The sequence below is a fragment of the Bacillus sp. J33 genome (assembly GCF_000518885.1).
Taxonomy (GTDB): domain Bacteria; phylum Bacillota; class Bacilli; order Bacillales; family Cytobacillaceae; genus Cytobacillus.
In genome coordinates this window covers 1-16673 of the sequence record NZ_JAEL01000073.1, presented here as the reverse complement: position 1 = coordinate 16673, position 16673 = coordinate 1, and the positions used below count along the sequence as shown (strand labels likewise).

At 40.4% G+C, this 16673-nt stretch carries 17 protein-coding genes and 1 pseudogene; 14 read left to right on the top strand and 4 right to left on the bottom strand.

Annotated features, from left to right (window positions below):
- Nucleotides 1-14 precede the first annotated feature (14 nt).
- The 7 genes from dnaG (at nt 15) to L634_RS0119255 (ending at nt 7678) form a co-directional block, all read left to right on the top strand.
- Nucleotides 15-1832: a DNA primase gene (dnaG, locus tag L634_RS0119290; RefSeq protein ID WP_026583853.1), complete on the top strand. Its 1818-nt coding sequence runs from the start codon at nt 15-17 to the stop codon at nt 1830-1832.
- Nucleotides 1833-1956: 124 nt separating this feature from the next.
- Nucleotides 1957-3081, top strand: a complete 1125-nt coding sequence (rpoD, locus tag L634_RS0119285) for an RNA polymerase sigma factor RpoD (protein WP_026583852.1) — start codon at nt 1957-1959, stop codon at nt 3079-3081.
- A gap of 94 nt (nt 3082-3175) precedes the next feature.
- Nucleotides 3176-3703: a hypothetical protein gene (locus L634_RS0119280; RefSeq protein ID WP_026583851.1), complete on the top strand. Its 528-nt coding sequence runs from the start codon at nt 3176-3178 to the stop codon at nt 3701-3703.
- 101 nt (nt 3704-3804) lie between these two features.
- Entirely contained in the window at nt 3805-4944 is a 1140-nt protein-coding gene (locus L634_RS0119275) for an acyl-CoA dehydrogenase (RefSeq protein ID WP_026583850.1), read from the top strand.
- A gap of 392 nt (nt 4945-5336) precedes the next feature.
- Nucleotides 5337-5702, top strand: coding sequence for a cytochrome c550 (gene cccA / locus L634_RS0119265; RefSeq protein ID WP_026583849.1), 366 nt, complete (start codon nt 5337-5339; stop codon nt 5700-5702).
- A 156-nt stretch (nt 5703-5858) separates the two neighbouring features.
- Entirely contained in the window at nt 5859-6566 is a 708-nt protein-coding gene (locus tag L634_RS0119260; protein ID WP_026583848.1) for a tRNA (adenine(22)-N(1))-methyltransferase, read from the top strand.
- Nucleotides 6563-7678, top strand: coding sequence for a Nif3-like dinuclear metal center hexameric protein (locus L634_RS0119255; protein WP_026583847.1), 1116 nt, complete (start codon nt 6563-6565; stop codon nt 7676-7678). Before L634_RS0119260 ends, L634_RS0119255 begins: the two co-directional genes overlap by 4 nt.
- 268 nt (nt 7679-7946) lie before the next feature.
- Here the strand turns inward: L634_RS0119255 and L634_RS0119250 are convergent, their stop codons facing one another.
- Entirely contained in the window at nt 7947-8897 is a 951-nt protein-coding gene (locus L634_RS0119250) for a 4-hydroxy-3-methylbut-2-enyl diphosphate reductase (RefSeq protein WP_026583846.1), read from the bottom strand.
- A gap of 315 nt (nt 8898-9212) precedes the next feature.
- On the bottom strand, nt 9213-9686 hold the full coding sequence (locus tag L634_RS0119245) for a YqfQ family protein (RefSeq protein ID WP_232233795.1): 474 nt from the start codon (nt 9684-9686) through the stop codon (nt 9213-9215).
- A 608-nt stretch (nt 9687-10294) separates the two neighbouring features.
- Here L634_RS0119245 and L634_RS0119240 point away from each other — a divergent pair.
- Both L634_RS0119240 and L634_RS0119235 read left to right on the top strand, forming a co-directional pair.
- The gene (locus L634_RS0119240; RefSeq protein WP_026583844.1) at nt 10295-11605 is read left to right on the top strand and encodes a DEAD/DEAH box helicase; all 1311 of its coding nucleotides are present in this window, start codon (nt 10295-10297) and stop codon (nt 11603-11605) included.
- Nucleotides 11606-11629: 24 nt separating this feature from the next.
- On the top strand, nt 11630-12523 hold the full coding sequence (locus L634_RS0119235; RefSeq protein WP_026583843.1) for a deoxyribonuclease IV: 894 nt from the start codon (nt 11630-11632) through the stop codon (nt 12521-12523).
- 70 nt (nt 12524-12593) lie between these two features.
- Here the strand turns inward: L634_RS0119235 and L634_RS0119230 are convergent, their stop codons facing one another.
- Nucleotides 12594-12848 (bottom strand): DUF2624 domain-containing protein, encoded by a 255-nt coding sequence (locus L634_RS0119230; RefSeq protein ID WP_026583842.1) that lies wholly within the window; start codon nt 12846-12848, stop codon nt 12594-12596.
- 158 nt (nt 12849-13006) lie between these two features.
- On the opposite strand from L634_RS0119230, the gene L634_RS0119225 reads away from it, so the two are divergent.
- The 3 genes from L634_RS0119225 to L634_RS0119215 are packed head-to-tail and all read left to right on the top strand — an operon-like array spanning nt 13007 to nt 15102.
- Entirely contained in the window at nt 13007-13792 is a 786-nt protein-coding gene (locus L634_RS0119225; protein WP_084028948.1) for a metal ABC transporter ATP-binding protein, read from the top strand.
- A complete protein-coding gene (locus L634_RS0119220) occupies nt 13789-14631 on the top strand; it encodes a metal ABC transporter permease (RefSeq protein ID WP_026583840.1) in 843 nt (280 codons plus the stop codon). The genes L634_RS0119225 and L634_RS0119220 overlap by 4 nt, the downstream gene beginning before the upstream one ends.
- Nucleotides 14632-14691: 60 nt before the next feature.
- Nucleotides 14692-15102 carry a Fur family transcriptional regulator gene (locus L634_RS0119215; protein WP_026583839.1) on the top strand — a complete coding sequence of 137 codons (411 nt, stop codon included), beginning with the start codon at nt 14692-14694 and terminating at the stop codon, nt 15100-15102.
- A 58-nt stretch (nt 15103-15160) separates the two neighbouring features.
- Here the strand turns inward: L634_RS0119215 and L634_RS0119210 are convergent, their stop codons facing one another.
- Nucleotides 15161-15724, bottom strand: coding sequence for a 5' nucleotidase, NT5C type (locus L634_RS0119210; RefSeq protein ID WP_026583838.1), 564 nt, complete (start codon nt 15722-15724; stop codon nt 15161-15163).
- Between the two features lie 207 nt (nt 15725-15931).
- Here L634_RS0119210 and L634_RS0119205 point away from each other — a divergent pair, with 207 nt between their 5' ends.
- Nucleotides 15932-16372 (top strand): DUF308 domain-containing protein, encoded by a 441-nt coding sequence (locus L634_RS0119205; RefSeq protein ID WP_026583837.1) that lies wholly within the window; start codon nt 15932-15934, stop codon nt 16370-16372.
- A gap of 145 nt (nt 16373-16517) precedes the next feature.
- Nucleotides 16518-16673 (top strand): annotated as a pseudogene (locus L634_RS33505) (IS5/IS1182 family transposase); the annotation flags it as partial.

The following is a 16673-nucleotide window of genomic DNA, read 5'->3' as shown; positions in this document are numbered from 1 at the left end:
ATGGAGTTGTTCATATGGCAGAGCGAATCGCCGAAGAAAAAGTGAATGAAATTCGGCAAGCTGTAGATATTGTTGATGTCATTGGCGACTATATTCAATTGAACAAGCAAGGGCGCAATTACTTTGGGCTTTGCCCTTTTCACGGTGAGAATACGCCTTCCTTTTCTGTTTCACCTGAAAAGCAAATCTACCATTGCTTTGGGTGCGGAGCTGGAGGAAATGCTTTTTCATTTCTGATGGAGCTAGAAGGCTATTCCTTTCAGGAAGCTGCACTAAAGCTTGCGGAGAAGGGAAATGTCCAGCTTGAGATTGATGCATCATCAGTAGCGTCAGCAAAATCAATGCCTGTTGATTTGCAGCAGATGCTGGAAGCCCATGAGCTTCTACGTAAATTTTATCACCATCTGCTTGTAAACACAAAAGATGGTCAGCATGCACTAGAATATCTGCTTAACAGAGGCTTCTCAATGGAAGCAATAGAAAAATTCCAAATTGGATATTCATTAAAATCCTGGGATTTTGTATATAAGTTCCTGACTAAAAGAAAATTCCCGCCGGATGTTATGGAGAGAGCAGGGCTGATCATTAAACGGGATAAAGATGGGAACTATTTTGACCGCTTCAGAGATAGAATTATGTTCCCGATTTTTGACCGCAGCGGAAATACGATTGCTTTTTCAGGAAGGTCACTAGGGGACGAAGAGCCCAAATATTTAAATAGCCCTGAAACAGCAATCTTCAATAAAAGTAAAACTTTATATAATTTTCATTTGGCGAGACCCCAGATTAAAAAAATGCAAAGAGCCGTTCTTTTTGAAGGGTTTGCTGATGTAATCGCCGCTGATCGCGCCGGAGTCGGAAATGGTGTCGGCACGATGGGGACAGCTTTAACAGAGGAGCATGTTGCTTCCCTAAGAAGGAATGTTCAATCAATCACGATCTGCTACGATTCCGATAATGCAGGTATAGAAGCAGCTTACAGAGCAGCAAACCTGCTGACGGAAGCTGGCTGCCAGGTAAGAGTGGCCTTAATGCCTGATGGATATGATCCTGACGATTATATTAATGAATATGGTGAAGAAAAGTTTCGCAATGAAGTCATTGATTCAAGTGTAACATTAATGGCTTTTAAGCTGCTTTATCTCCGCCGGGGCAAAAGTCTCCAAAATGAAGGAGATAGACTTCTATATATCGAAGAAGTATTAAAGGAAATCAGCCAGCTGGATAAAGCTGTTGAAAGAGATCATTATCTCCGCCAGCTTGCAAATGAGTTTTCGCTTTCCCTTGAAGCTTTGAAAGAGCAGCAAAAGCAGGTTTTTTACGCAGAAAAGCGAAAAAATAACCAGAAGGGAAAGGGGGCAATTGAGCCTGCAAAAAGGCTTCAAATACCCAAAAGGGCAGACAATCTCAAACCAGCTTACCATACAGCGGAAAGACGATTGATTGCCCATATGCTACGTGATAGTGACGTAGCTTTTAAAGTTCAGGATATGCTTCATGGAAATACGTTTAACATCGATGAACACCAGGCCATTATCACTTATCTTTTAGGTTTTTACGAGAAAGGCCATCCACCTGATCCAAGTGCATTTATAAATTTTATAACAGATGAAAAGCTTAAGCGAATTGTTGTAGATATCGAAATGATGTCGATAAATGATGAAATAAGCGAACAGGAATTAACTGATTATATTAAACAGGTGTTGAATTATCAAAAGATGTTAAAAATAAAGGAAAAACTAAATGAAGAAAAAGAAGCAGAACGACAAAAGGATTACGCAAAAGCAGCATTAATCGCAATGGAAATTCTCCAATTGCGCAAGTCACTATAGATGCAGTTTTAAACCAGGCGATAATTATGCTTGGAACGTGCCTTGGGATAAATGTCTCCTATTAAAGTTCCCAATGTGCATATTTGAAGAAGAATGTCTGTGATTTTTGGAAGGAGGGGGACAGATGGCTGAAAAATCGGCCCGTTCAAAAGAGGTTGATACAGAGTTGACCCTTGAACAAGTAAAAGATCAATTAGTGGAAATAGGAAAAAAGACAGGTGTCCTTGCCTACGATGATATAGCGGAAAGAATGTCTCAATTTGAGGTTGATTCACACCAGATGGATGAATTTTATGAGTTCCTTGGCGATCAGGGGGTTGAATTGGTAGGCGATAATGAAGATGCTGATCCGAATGTCCAGGAACTTGCCAAAGGTGAAGAGGAATTCGATCTTAACGATTTAAGTGTGCCTCCAGGTGTCAAAATTAATGACCCTGTCCGTATGTACTTAAAAGAAATTGGGCGTGTTGATCTCCTTTCAGCAGAGGAAGAAATTTCGCTTGCCAAAAGAATTGAAGAAGGCGATGAAGAAGCAAAAAGGCGCTTGGCAGAAGCCAACCTTCGCTTAGTTGTAAGTATTGCTAAAAGATATGTAGGCCGTGGAATGCTTTTCCTAGACTTAATTCAGGAAGGAAATATGGGCCTAATTAAAGCTGTTGAAAAATTTGATTACCGCAAAGGGTATAAATTTAGTACCTATGCAACATGGTGGATCCGACAGGCCATTACAAGAGCGATTGCTGACCAGGCAAGAACGATTCGTATTCCGGTGCATATGGTAGAAACCATTAATAAATTAATTCGTGTCCAGCGTCAGCTCCTCCAGGACCTCGGGCGTGAACCGACGCCTGAGGAAATTGCGGAGGATATGGATTTAACACCTGATAAGGTGCGTGAAATCCTTAAAATAGCGCAGGAGCCTGTATCCCTGGAAACACCGATTGGTGAAGAAGACGATTCACATCTAGGTGATTTCATTGAAGACCAGGATGCGACATCCCCATCGGAACATGCTGCGTATGAGCTTTTGAAAGAACAGCTTGAAGATGTTCTTGATACACTTACAGACCGTGAAGAAAATGTTCTTCGCCTTCGTTTCGGATTGGATGATGGCCGTACACGCACATTAGAAGAAGTTGGCAAAGTCTTTGGCGTAACACGTGAACGTATTCGTCAAATTGAAGCCAAGGCACTGAGAAAATTAAGACATCCAAGCCGCAGCAAGCGATTAAAAGACTTCTTAGAATAGGAAAAGGATTGCCAGGAAATAGTTTACTTCTTAAAATGGAAGTAAACTATTTTTTTTGAAAAATTTCCTTATTTTTGATTGGATGTGCTCAGATTTGAATAACAGCAGAAAACAGATTATCGTTAATGAATTATTATATTGGAAGAAAAGCCGATTGCTTCCTGATCAATATTGTGATTATTTGTTAGCTCTTTACACGGAAGGGAATCAGCCGAAGGAAACAAGAAAAGAGAAAAAGGGAATGGTCTTACAATTAATGAATCTTATTTTCTTGCTGCTTATTCCAATTTCTGTGTTTTTTATTTATTTTACTGAATTGTCTATTATTTTGCAAACCGCCATTTTATTCCTTTTTATTTTTGCTGGGATTTTTGCAGTTTTTTATTTTTCTAAAAAAGGAATTCCTTATCATATTCCTATCATATCAGCCTCTTTCATTTTTTTGGCTGCATCAGTAAATTTTGTATCCGTTCAATACTCGGAGATACCGTCGATCCTATATTCTGCTTTAATTATAAATTGTTTGCTATGGCTTGCTGCAGGATGGAAGCTCAGGCTGCACTATTTTTGGGTATCTGGAACTTTGAGCGTGATGTTCATTGTTATTTCTATATTCATATAATAAAATATTTTAAAAAGTTTTTAAATGTTGAGAAAACTCGCACATCCCTTATATAATAGTTATGAAAGCGGATACAGTAAAAAGTATTGAGGGGGATGTAAATGAATTTTGATTTAACAGCTGAACAGAATATGATACTCAAAACAATAAGGGAGTTTGCAGAAGAAGAAGTTGCACCGGGCGCCCTTGAAAGAGACCGAACAAAGGAGTTTCCGGTTGAAGTATTTAAAAAAATGGCCGACCTTGGTTTAATGGGGCTGCCGTTTCCTGAAGAATATGGCGGAGCAGGCGCGGACACTGTGAGCTTTGCAATCGTGACAGAAGAGCTTAGCAGGGCTTGTGCTTCTACGGGCATTACCTACTCAGCTCACATCTCACTTGGAGGTGCACCGCTGCACCTATTCGGAACAGAAGAGCAAAAGCAAAAATACCTTGTACCCATTTGTACTGGGGAGTCGTTCGGCGCATTTGGCCTGACTGAACCAAATGCTGGATCGGATGCCGGCGGCACTAGAACAACTGCTGTCGAAAAGGATGGCGAATATATAATCAATGGCAATAAATGTTTCATTACCAATGCCAGCTATGCCAAGCATTTGGCTTTAACAGCTGTTACGGGTGAAAAAAATGGCAAAAAGGAAATCAGTGCTATTATTGTCCCGACTGATGCCGAAGGATTTACGGTAATTGATAATTATGAAAAGATGGGGCTAAATGCTTCCAATACTACAGAGCTTGTTCTTGAAGACGTACGCGTTCCGACTGAGCACTTGCTCGGCAAAAAAGGAGAAGGTTTTAAACAGTTCCTAATTACTTTGGACGGAGGCCGTATCGGAATAGGGGCAATGGCTTTGGGCATTGCACAGGCTGCATATGAAAAAGCGCTGCAATATGCTAAAGAAAGGCAGCAGTTTGGCCGCTCCCTATCAAACTTTCAGGCTATACAGTTTAAACTGGCTGATATGGCTATGAAGATAGAATTGGCAAGAAATATGGTATATAAAGCTGCATGGTTAAAAGACCAGGGAAGACCTTTTGCAAAAGAAGCTTCTATGTGCAAACTGTATGCTTCAGAGATTTGTATGGAAATAGCCGATCAGGCCGTGCAAATCCATGGGGGATACGGTTATATGAAAGATTATCATGTGGAACGATATATGAGAGATGGAAAGCTTACAGAGATTGGTGAAGGAACGTCAGAAGTTCAGCGAATGGTTATTGCACGTCAAATTGGATGTTAAAAAAACATTGTCGTGGATTTAGTTATTAAACTGTGATAACACAAAAATGCTTCATTAGCACGTGTTATTTGCAGTGTAAGGCGCGAGGCTCCTGCGTGCCAAAAGGAGAAACCCGCAGACGCGGAATACGCCAAGAAGGAGCGTCGGAAGCCCGCGGAAAGCAACGGGCAGAATTTAGAGGTAAAACCACAATTTATGAGAAAAGAGCCTTAAAATAAAACGACTAAGTAAAGAAAAACTCTATCCAGCCGGATGGAGTTTTTGTCCATTTTATGAACAAGAAATGACAAAGTTTACTTTAGGGCTTTTCCTTCAGCCTTTTTTAAAGTAAAATAGAAATTGTTTGTATACTTACTTAAACTGAAATGTGCTTACATAAGGGAGGTTAAGTCATGAATCGCAATCCAATCATTCCATTTGTTTTAATTATGGTTTTTGGTGTGGTAGCAATGTTCCTTGTTTCTTTTAAAGGTCTGGGCGATATGGAAGAGCTTGCAAAAGAACAGGAAGGCGGCGGTGCTGAAACTGAAGAAACTGCAGCTGCAACCCCTGAAGAAATTTACCAGAAGAGCTGTATTGGATGTCACGGTGACCAATATCAAGGTGGAGTCGGTCCTGCTCTTACTGGTGTAGGCGACCGTTTATCCCAGGATGAAATTGCAGATATCGTTGTAAACGGTAAAGGCTCTATGCCCCCAGGTTTAGTGCCTCAAGATAAGGCTGCTGAAATGGCTGAATGGTTAGCTGGCCTTAAGTAAAACCGATAATGAAAGTCCTTTGCATATGTAAAGGACTTTTTTTATACTATAAGAAAGGCTATCGCAAAAACGAATAGCTTTTTTTGCTATTCCGCTCCAGGAGCAGAATAGCAGGATGCTATGCGCTTTTTTAATACATAGATAAGTGGTGACAGAATGAATACGGAAAAATTATCACATCGGCTTGAAGCTGTAACGAAATATATACCTGCTGGTTCGCGTATAGCTGACATTGGGTCAGACCACGCGTATTTGCCATGCTATGCTGTAAAGAAAGGGATTGTACCGTTTGCTATAGCTGGTGAAGTGGTAGAAGGGCCATATCAATCAGCTAAAAAACAGGTGAAATTGGAAGGGCTTGAGGACCAGATATCGGTCCGCAAAGGAAATGGACTCGAGGTAGTCAGCCAGGGTGAAGTAGACTGCATAACAATTGCCGGTATGGGTGGTGCTTTAATCACAACCATACTGGAAGAGGGAAAGGACAAGCTTGATTCAGTTAAACGGCTTATTCTGCAGCCTAATTTAAGCGCGATTTCAATAAGAACCTGGCTTGTTGATCATGGCTGGGAACTTATAGCGGAGGAAATTCTGGAAGAGGATGGAAAGATCTACGAAGTCCTCTCTGCTGAAAAAGGGGAGCCGCTGAAGCCCTATAAGAATGTAGAGAAAGGTTTGCTAATGGGCCCTTTTTTAATGGGAGAAAGATCTAGGGTATTCCAAAATAAGTGGCAGGGTGAAGTGAAAAACTGGAAGCGTATACTATTGCAGCTTGATAAGGCAGCAAGCACAGAAGAGACAGAAAAGAGAAAACAGGAGTTATATCAGAAAATAAAGATGGCAGAGGAGGTTTTGAACCAGTGAAAAAGATAAATGGACATGAAATCATCCAGCTGTTTGAACAGTTCTCTCCAAAAGGATATGCGATGGAAGGAGACAAAATTGGCCTTCAAATCGGGAGGCTTAACAAACCTGTTGAAAAGGTCATGATTGCATTGGATGTACTCGAGGAAGTTGTGGATGAAGCAATAGAAAAAAAAGTTCAGCTTATTATAGCTCATCATCCGCTTATATACAGGCCACTGCAAAAAATTCCCACAGATACACCATCTGGAAGAATTATTGAAAAGCTTATTAAGCATGATATAGCCGTTTATGCAGCGCGTACCAATCTGGACGTAGCCAAAGGCGGGGTAAATGACATGCTCGCTGATGCTCTGCAGCTAAATAACACAGAAGTCTTGTATCCAACATATCAAACTACTTTGAAAAAGCTTGCAGTGTTTGTGCCTGAAGAAAATGCAGAGTCTTTAAAGCAGTCTCTTGGAAATGCAGGTGCTGGCTCAATCGGAAATTATAGTCATTGTACGTTTTCATCATCGGGGACAGGCCAGTTCAAGCCAAATGAAGAGGCAAATCCGCATATTGGCCGGCAAGGCAAGCTTGAGTCAGTATCTGAAGTTCGTATAGAGACGATTTTTCCTGAGCATTTGGAAAAAAGAATACTCTCTGCTATGTTTAAAAGCCACCCATATGAAGAAGTAGCATATGATATTTATGAACTTGATAACAAAGGCGAAGCATTAGGCCTGGGAAAAATAGGGGAAATCCGTGAAATGACTCTTGAAGAGTTTGCTGAACATGTCAAAACAACTCTAGAGGTGGATGGAGTCCGGGTAGTGGGGGACCTTTCCTCTAAAGTTAAGAAAGTGGCCGTTCTTGGGGGAGATGGAAATAAGTATTTTATGTCCGCCAAAATGAAGGGCGCAGATGTGTATGTAACAGGCGATATGTATTATCATGTTGCTCACGATGCCATGATGATGGGCCTCAATATTGTTGATCCAGGCCATAATGTGGAAAAGGTGATGAAAAAAGGAGTCACAGAGAAGCTAGAAAAACTATGTGTGGAAAAAGGCTATGAAGTATCCATTTTTCCATCAGAAATCCATACGGATCCATTTAAATTTATTTGAGTCTATAAACAAGGCTGAGCTAAAGCTAATTGTTGATTAGAGGGAAAGGCACGGGCTCCTTGGAAATGACTCGCATTCCCTTCGTGCGGTGTATAGTCGAGGGAGATTTTTCCAAAGTCCTAAGGGAGGAGCGTTTAAAAGGGAGACTCCACAGGCGCCCTCACCGAGGAGTGTCGGACCTCCCGCGCCGGGAGTGGACATTAACAGGCAAAAACAAGAAATAAACAAAAAAGAACCGGCTCCCTACTATGGGGCCGGTTCTTTCATATCATATTTTGGTAGGCTTCTTTACCTTTGGAAGTATTTTATTTAACGGTACTTTTTTCTCTCGGGACCATGTCGATTCATCGTTTGGATCAAATTGTTCCAGGAAGGCAATGACTTCCTTTGTAATAGGTGTTGGCGTAGAAGCGCCTGCAGTAACTGCAACAGTTGAAGCATCTTTAAGCCAAGTGACATCCAGTTCGGTAATATCTGCAATTCTGTATGCTTTTGTGCCGGCAATCTCCTCTGAAACCTGGGCAAGGCGGTTAGAGTTATTGCTTTTCGGATCTCCAACGACAATTAAAACATCAGCCTGGCCGGCTTGTTCAGCAACTGCTTCCTGCCGTACTTGTGTAGCCATGCAGATTTCTTTGTGAAATTCAGCATGAGGATACTTTTCTTTTATTTGATCCATGACATGGGCTACATCCCATTGGCTCATTGTAGTCTGGTTTGTTACTAGAATTTTATCAGCCTGGATGCTCAGATCCTTTACATCCTCAATTGTTTGTACCAAGTGGACTGCATGTGGTGCTACCCCAACGGCTCCTTCAGGCTCGGGATGCCCTTTTTTGCCGATGTAAATGATCTGGAAGCCTTCCTTTTCTTTTTCCCTGATCAAATCATGGGTCCTTGTAACATCAGGGCATGTAGCATCAATTGTGACTAGGCCTTTTTGTTTGGCAGCTTCCCTTACTTGAGGAGAAATGCCGTGTGCAGTAAAAATAACAGTCCCTTTATCAACCTTATCCAAAATTTCTTTTCTGTCTTTTCCATCTAGTGTAATAATGCCTTCCTCTTCAAAAGCATCTGTTACATGTTTGTTATGGACGATCATACCCAATATATAAATGGGTCGTGGCAATGATGGGTCGAGTGCAGCATTTCTTGCTATCACCATCGCATCAACCACACCATAACAATATCCCCTAGGAGAGATTTTTATGACATTCATCCGCTTATCCTCCCTAATTACAGCATCTATCTTAATTTTTGCGGGTTCTATTTAAATACAAAATATCAGGGGTTATCCCCAGCTTGCTTATTCTATTATATAAGAGATAGCCTGATAATACAAAAAACCCTTTTTGGCGGGGATAAATGAGTTTGGGAGCCCCCAGGCGTTATGCAGAAGAGCGGAAGTTGGTTTATAAGGGAATTGATTTTCAAGAAACGTGCAGAGAATATCCACGCAGGGTACCCCTCTTTTTTAGGCTTGGCATAAAGGGTGTAAAGAAAAAAATAAAGAATGCCTTGGCATTCTTTGGAGTTATATATATAATTTTGGCTTGGATTCACCGCTTCCTGAACGATTGGAAACGGTCTGTTTAGCATCAGCATTGGTTTTTGTACGCTGTGAAGGGGATTTTTTAGCTTTGGCTTTACTTTCCCCTTTCATTTCAGTGCTTGACTCATCTTTTTCCTGTGAAGTTTCCTCATCAGGTACGTCCTTTAATCCTCTGTACATCTTCCACATCGCTGGAAGATTTCTTACCAGCGGTCCATACTGTTGTACCATTGGTCCTATCTGCTGGGCTGTATTTAGCACCTTTTGGGTATTATTTATAAATCCATTTATAGATGAAGGGTTGCTTAGCGCCTGGAGAATCCCGCCTCCTGCTCGAGAGCCTCCTGCTGTTCTTGCAGCTCCCATTCCTGCTTGAGCCTGGGCATTGCCTTTTCCTAATAATTTGGAAAGCAATCCGCCGCCTCCTCGGGGCATTCCCGGAGCTCCTCTCATCATTGTTCCCCCCGGAGGTCTTCCTTGCATCGGATTCATATAGGGATACGGGGGCATTCCTCCGCGCATGGGAGGTCTTGGTCCTGGCATCATTTATTCTTGGCCTCCTTTCAGAAAACACTTTTCTCCTGCAGCCAAGCAGGATGGAAATGTACTCATATATTAAAGTATGCGCTTATCATATTTTGGTTTAGGTATAATGCGGAAGATTCCTATTTAATTGTTAAAAATGATTTGAAAAGCCCATCATAAAAATATATAAGCCTGTATGAGTGGTTATTTGCATGAAACTTTATTATAATAACAGGATGTAAGAAAAGGTCGGAGATGGACAATGTCAAGGCTGATGACAAGTATTTCTTCCTTTTAGGCTTGGCACTTCGGCAATGCAGCAAAGATCAGCAAGCAAGTTTAACAGAGCAAACTTTTAAATAAACGCTGTTTTCTTAAAAGTTTGCTGCATTTCAAGGCTAACTAATGTTAACCAACGGGCAAAATTTATAAGTAAAAACAACAATTTGTGATAAAAGAGCCTAAAATAAATGAATCAGATTCATCCCTTAAGCACGCTATCCCTCTTAGGCTGGATCTGAACACTGAGGAGTTTTTATATGAACGAAACAAAATTTGAACGATTTAATTTTAAGCCATTTATAATAGAAGCTGTGAAAGAATTTGGCTTTTATGAACCAACCGAAATTCAGGAAAGAATGATTCCTGCCATACTCAAAGGAGAAAGCGCTATTGGGCAGTCTCAGACAGGTACTGGAAAGACCCATTCCTATGTATTGCCAATACTTCAAAAGATCGAACCCTCGCGGCAGGAAGTTCAGGCCATAATTACAGCTCCAACAAGGGAGCTTGCAAACCAGATCTATCATGAAATTCTCAAAGTTACAAATCATTGTGATGAGGGGAAGGAAATCACAGTGCGCTGTTATATCGGCGGAACCGACAAGCAGAGGACAATTGAGAAGCTAAAAAAACAGCCTCATGTTGTAGTTGGAACCCCAGGCAGGATTAATGATCTTGTAAAGGAACAGGCTTTATTTGTCCATACAGCAGAAATCCTGGTAGTAGATGAAGCAGATTTGATGCTTGATATGGGATTTATCGAAGATGTGGATCAGGTTGCGGCAAGGATGCCGGAAAAGCTGCAAATGCTAGTCTTCTCGGCTACAATTCCTGAGAAACTAAAGCCTTTCTTAAAAAAGTATATGGAAAATCCAAAATTTGTGCAGATTGAACCGAAGCAGGCAACCGCTGCCAATATAGAGCACTGGCTGCTTCCATCCAGGCACCGCAATAAGGTGGGCCTGATACATGAGGCATTAACATCATTTAACCCATATTTGGCTATTGTATTTACCAACACAAAGAAAAAAGCAGATGAAGTGGCAGATGGATTAATAAGCAAAGGGCTAAAAGTAGGCCGTATCCATGGTGATCTTAATCCACGTGAACGGAAAAAAATGATGAAGCAAATTTTGGATCTTGAATTTCAATATATTGTTGCGACTGACCTTGCAGCAAGAGGGATTGATATTCAGGGGATCAGCCATGTTATTAACTATGAACTTCCGACAGACTTGGATTTTTATGTGCATCGCGTTGGCCGTACAGCCCGTGCAGGTTTTTCTGGCATTGCTCTGACTGTATATGAACCTTCTGATGAAGATGCTTTAAATAAGCTTGAAAAGATGGGGATTGAGTTTCATCACAAGGATTTACAAAAAGGCGAATGGATCAATCTTGATAATCGCAATAAGAGAAAAACAAGGCAAAAACAAACAGATGATATAGATAAAAAGGCTGCATCATTGGTGCAAAAGCCAAAAAAAGTTAAGCCGGGCTACAAAAAGAAAATGAAATGGGAAATGGACAAAATTAAAAAGCGCGAAAGAAGAATAAAGCGTAAATAAATAAAAACAGGGAGAGGTTGGACTATGCTGAAAATTGGATCACATGTTTCTATGAGCGGGAAAAAAATGCTGCTGGCAGCAAGTGAAGAGGCTGTATCATACGGCTCCAATACCTTTATGATTTATACAGGCGCCCCTCAAAACACAAGAAGGAAAAAAATAGAGGATTTGAATATTGAGGCAGGATTAAGGCATATGCAAGAGCATGAGATATCTGATATTGTTGTACATGCTCCATACATCATCAACATTGGCAACACAACAAATCCTTCAACATTTGAACTGGGGGTCAACTTTTTGCGTTCTGAAATTGACCGTACTGAAGCGATTGGAGCAAAACAGATTGTTCTTCATCCTGGAGCACATGTAGGTGCTGGGACAGAAGAAGGCATAAAGAAGATTGTTGAAGGCCTTAATGAAGTTTTAAATGGAGAAGAGAAAGTGCAGATTGCACTTGAAACGATGGCTGGAAAAGGTTCTGAATGTGGCAAATCCTTTGAAGAGCTTGCAATGATCATTGACGGGGTCAATTACAATGACCATTTATCAGTTTGTTTTGATACTTGTCATACCCATGATGCGGGCTATGATATTGTCAATGATTTTGACGGAGTGCTGGAAAAATTCGATCAGATTATCGGGCTTGATCGCTTAAAAGTCCTTCATATTAACGATAGCAAGAATGAACGCGGAATGCGAAAAGACCGCCATGAAAATATCGGGTTTGGGCATATTGGGTTCAAAGCTTTAAATTATATTGTCCACCATCCTCAGTTAAAGGACATTCCTAAAATCCTTGAGACTCCATATGTAGGGGAAGACAAAAAAAATAAAAAAGCTCCATACAAGCATGAGATTAATATGCTCCGAAACCAGGAATTCGATGAAAACCTTTTAGATGCAATTATGCAAGACTAACAAATACAAAAGCTGTGTATCACTACACAGCTTTTTGCATGGGGAAATTAAGTATTGGTAAAGCAAGGCATTATTTTGTAAATTGCAAAAAGAGGCGGTTTACTTCCCTTGCCGTTTCCGGCCCTGCGATTTTGGCAATTTCTTTTATTACTTTTGTCCGTTCACGATCGTCGAAGATATTGATTTGCTTTCCCTGCAGATAATTTGCGATCTTCTGGGCCTGCGGTTTTGTAATGCTAATGTTGAATTGCTCTCCATATTTCAATAATTCATTTGCAGTAATATTGCTTAATTTATGGTTTATGATGCTTTCAAAAATTTTCATCCTCATTCCTCCTCCACTGTACTGTATGAGGGAGAAAAGGAAATCGTGACACTTGTTTGATAAACTGGTGCCAAATCATGTTTTCTTTACTTCAAGAGTTAGTTCCTGTATACTATTCTTGTAAATCGGAATCATTCTTAATATTATAGGTGATAAAAATGGCAGAGCCAATTATAGAAATAGGGCATGTTTCTTATAGGTATGAAAAAGAGAATGTCCTTGAAGAGATTAATTTAAACATATACGAAGGGGATTTTCTGGGCATCGTAGGACCCAATGGATCAGGTAAATCCACATTATTAAAGCTGATCCTGGGGTTGCTGAAACTCCAAAAGGGGAGTGTAAAGCTATTTGGACAGGAAATAAGCCGGTTTAAAGATTGGCAAAAAATCGGATTTGTTTCCCAAAAGGCAAATTCATTCAATACTGGTTTCCCGGCAACTGTTTTTGAAGTCGTATCAAGCGGGCTTACAAAGAAGCTTGGGCTTTTTAAATTTATGGGAAAGGCGGATCAGGAAAAAGTACTGCAGGCAATCGATTCAGTCGGCATGCTGGATTTTGCCTGGCGGAATATAGGTGAGCTTTCCGGCGGACAGCAGCAGCGTGTATTCATTGCACGTGCATTAGTAAGTGATCCGAAACTGCTCATTCTTGATGAACCAACTGTGGGAGTGGATGCCAAAAATGTTCAATCATTTTATGGAATGCTTGATGATCTGAACAAGAAGCTGGGAATTACCCTGTTGCTGGTAACACATGACATCGGGACCATTTCAGATAAGGTAACACATGTTGCCTGCTTAAACAGGAATTTGCATTTCCATGGAAATACAGCTGAATTTGAAAGCTTGAATATTAGTGAAATGTCAGAGTTTTACGGTCATGATGTCCACGTACTGTCCCATAATCATGACCATCACGATCACGGAGGAGCTGCCAGATGATATCAGCGGTTTTACAATATGAATTTTTGCAAAATGCTTTTCTGGCTGGAATTATAATAGGAATCATAGCTCCTTTGCTGGGTGTTTTTATTGTTGTCAGAAGGCTATCCTTAATTGCTGATGCGCTGAGCCATGTAACTCTTGCAGGGATTGCGGCCAGTCTGCTACTTGAGAAAAAGTTTTTGGGCTTGAGCGGATTAAACCCCATGTATATGGGAATGGCTTTTTCTGTAGCAGGATCGTTGTTCATAGAAAAGCTTAGGACTATTTATAAGCATTATCAGGAGCTGGCCATTCCCATCATTTTATCTGGCGGAATAGGCTTGGGAGCTATTTTTATTTCACTGGCAGACGGTTTTAATACTGATTTATTCAGCTATTTATTTGGCAGTGTCAGTGCAGTAAGCCGTTTAGATTTATGGACTATTTTCATTATTAGTATTTTTGTTATAGCACTAGTCATTTTGTTGTATAAGGAATTGTTCTTGCTGTCTTTTGATGAGGAGCATGCAAAAGCATCTGGGATTCCAGCCAAAAGTGTTCATTTTATATTTATTATCATGGTGGCCCTGGTTATTGCAGCGTCAATGAGAATTGTTGGAATCCTTCTGGTTTCCTCTTTAATGACATTGCCAGTTGCAGCCAGCATAAGGGTTGCCAAAGGATTTAAACAAACAATTCTTCTGTCCGTACTGTTTGGGGAAATCTCTGTTTTGGGCGGATTGACTATTTCTTATTATATGGATCTGGCTCCAGGAGGAACGATTGTTGTCATTACAATTCTTATTTTGGTTATCACCATGCTGGTAAAGAAAATTTCTGGCATGAGGTCAGCCTAAATATACTCTTTAGGAAAAGTCAGTTAGCGTAATGTAGAGCAGGAACAAGGGGTGAAAAGAATGAATGTAAATGAAGCAATGCAGCTCTTAAAGGAAAAAGGATACAAGCATACAGGGAAAAGAGAAGAGATGCTTCAGCTTTTCTCTGACAGCGATAAATATCTAACAGCCAAGGATGTTCTTGAAGAAATGAAGGATAATTACCCTGGGCTTAGCTTTGATACAATATACAGAAATTTATCTTTGTTTGTGGATTTGGGCATTTTTGAAATGACAGAGCTTTCAGGAGAAAAACATTTCCGGTTTACTTGTTCTCATGAGCATCACCATCATCACTTTATCTGTTTGGACTGCGGCAAAACAAAAGAGATTGAAGTTTGTCCAATGAAACAAGTACAAGAGAACTTGAAAGGCTATGATGTATCCGGGCACAAATTTGAAATTTATGGAAAGTGTCCGGAATGCTTCTAAAGCAAGATGAAATAAAAAGCATGAATGCCAAGAGCATTCATGCTTTTTTAATATGACTTTATTTAAGCCAATTTTCAACCCATTTATAAGCCTCCTGCCAATTGTTCACCCTGATGACTCCATTTGGGATCGGATCCTGATTATAGGGGGTATCGAATAAAATGACAGGGATTTGGCAGGCTTCATGAATCATAACAGCATTGTCATGTTTATCTTCAAAGAATATGTCTACCTTGAAATTTTTTGCTGCTGCAATTTTATCATGAGTACCAATCAATTCAATATGATCAAATTCCAAAGTGTTTTCCAAAAACCATTCTTCTGTAATTTGCTGAAGGTGGGAACCGCGTGCACTTATAAAATATAATTCATGAGTTTGTTTCCATTTGGTCAGGATTTCTTTTGCTCCATCGGCCAAGGGGGAGTCCCGGTAAATGAAAGGCTCATTTTCCCTAAACCATTGGGCGAATTCCTCTTTAGATATATCAACCAGTGGAGTCAAATCATACTCCTTAATATCCTCTAATGTTATATGCAAATTAAATGCCTTATTTAAAAAAGGAATCATTGATGTTGGGCATGTGACTGTCCCATCAATATCAATTCCAAAACGCTTCTTCATATCAGCTGCTCTCCTTTAATACATATATCCTATATCTTAACAAAAGTCCAGTCTGTGCAAAAGAGCAATGGTGAACAAACGTCTGCAAAGAATAGTGCTGACAGTCAAACATTAACATCTTAAAAAATAATCATATCGCAAACACTATAAATGCTCCACTCAAGCAATCCTTTTTCAAGAAGAAGTTCAAGAAAGCGAGGGAACAAGATGGCAGACCAAGAACGCACCAATGAAGAGTACGATCTTCGCCATAGTGAGCGAATTGGGGAGGCAAATACAGATTATACAGAAGAAACTGCTGCTGAAATCGCAGCTTCCGATGTCTATGACAGAACGCTGGACAGGGAAGGGGCTGTTGCAGATTATACAGAAGAAACCGCTGCTGAAATCGCGGCTCCTGGAGTCTATGATAGAAGAGCGGATAGGGAAGAAGAAGGTGAAACAGCTGCAGCCGGAAGGGGAGTCGGCTATGCAGCCCTTGCATTGTCCATATTGTCTCTGTTTGTATTGCCGGTTCTGTTTGGAGCAACAGGAATTGTCCTTGGCTTTATAGCTCGCCGAAGAGGTTCGGAAACCCTGGGCAGCTGGGCAATAGGAATCGGTGTTGTTTCAATTATTGTTGGCATGTTTATATTGCCGTTTTTTTAACACAAAAAAAGCCTGGCTTTTAGCCAGGCTTTCAGGCTGTCGAGAAACTATCGACAGCCTTTATTTTAATAGTTAACTTTAATTATTCACCGNGTTAATATGTTATAATTAACCCATTAAATCCTATAGATTGTGGTGAATTTACATGTTTAAACCCAAAGAATCTTCGCAAAATGAAATTGAATTTGTGTCTATTGATGAACTTGTTCCTTCGGACCACCTTCTGCGAAAAATAGATCAGTACATAGATTTTTCAACCATTTTAGATAAGGTTCGCCCATATTATAGTGAGGACAACGGT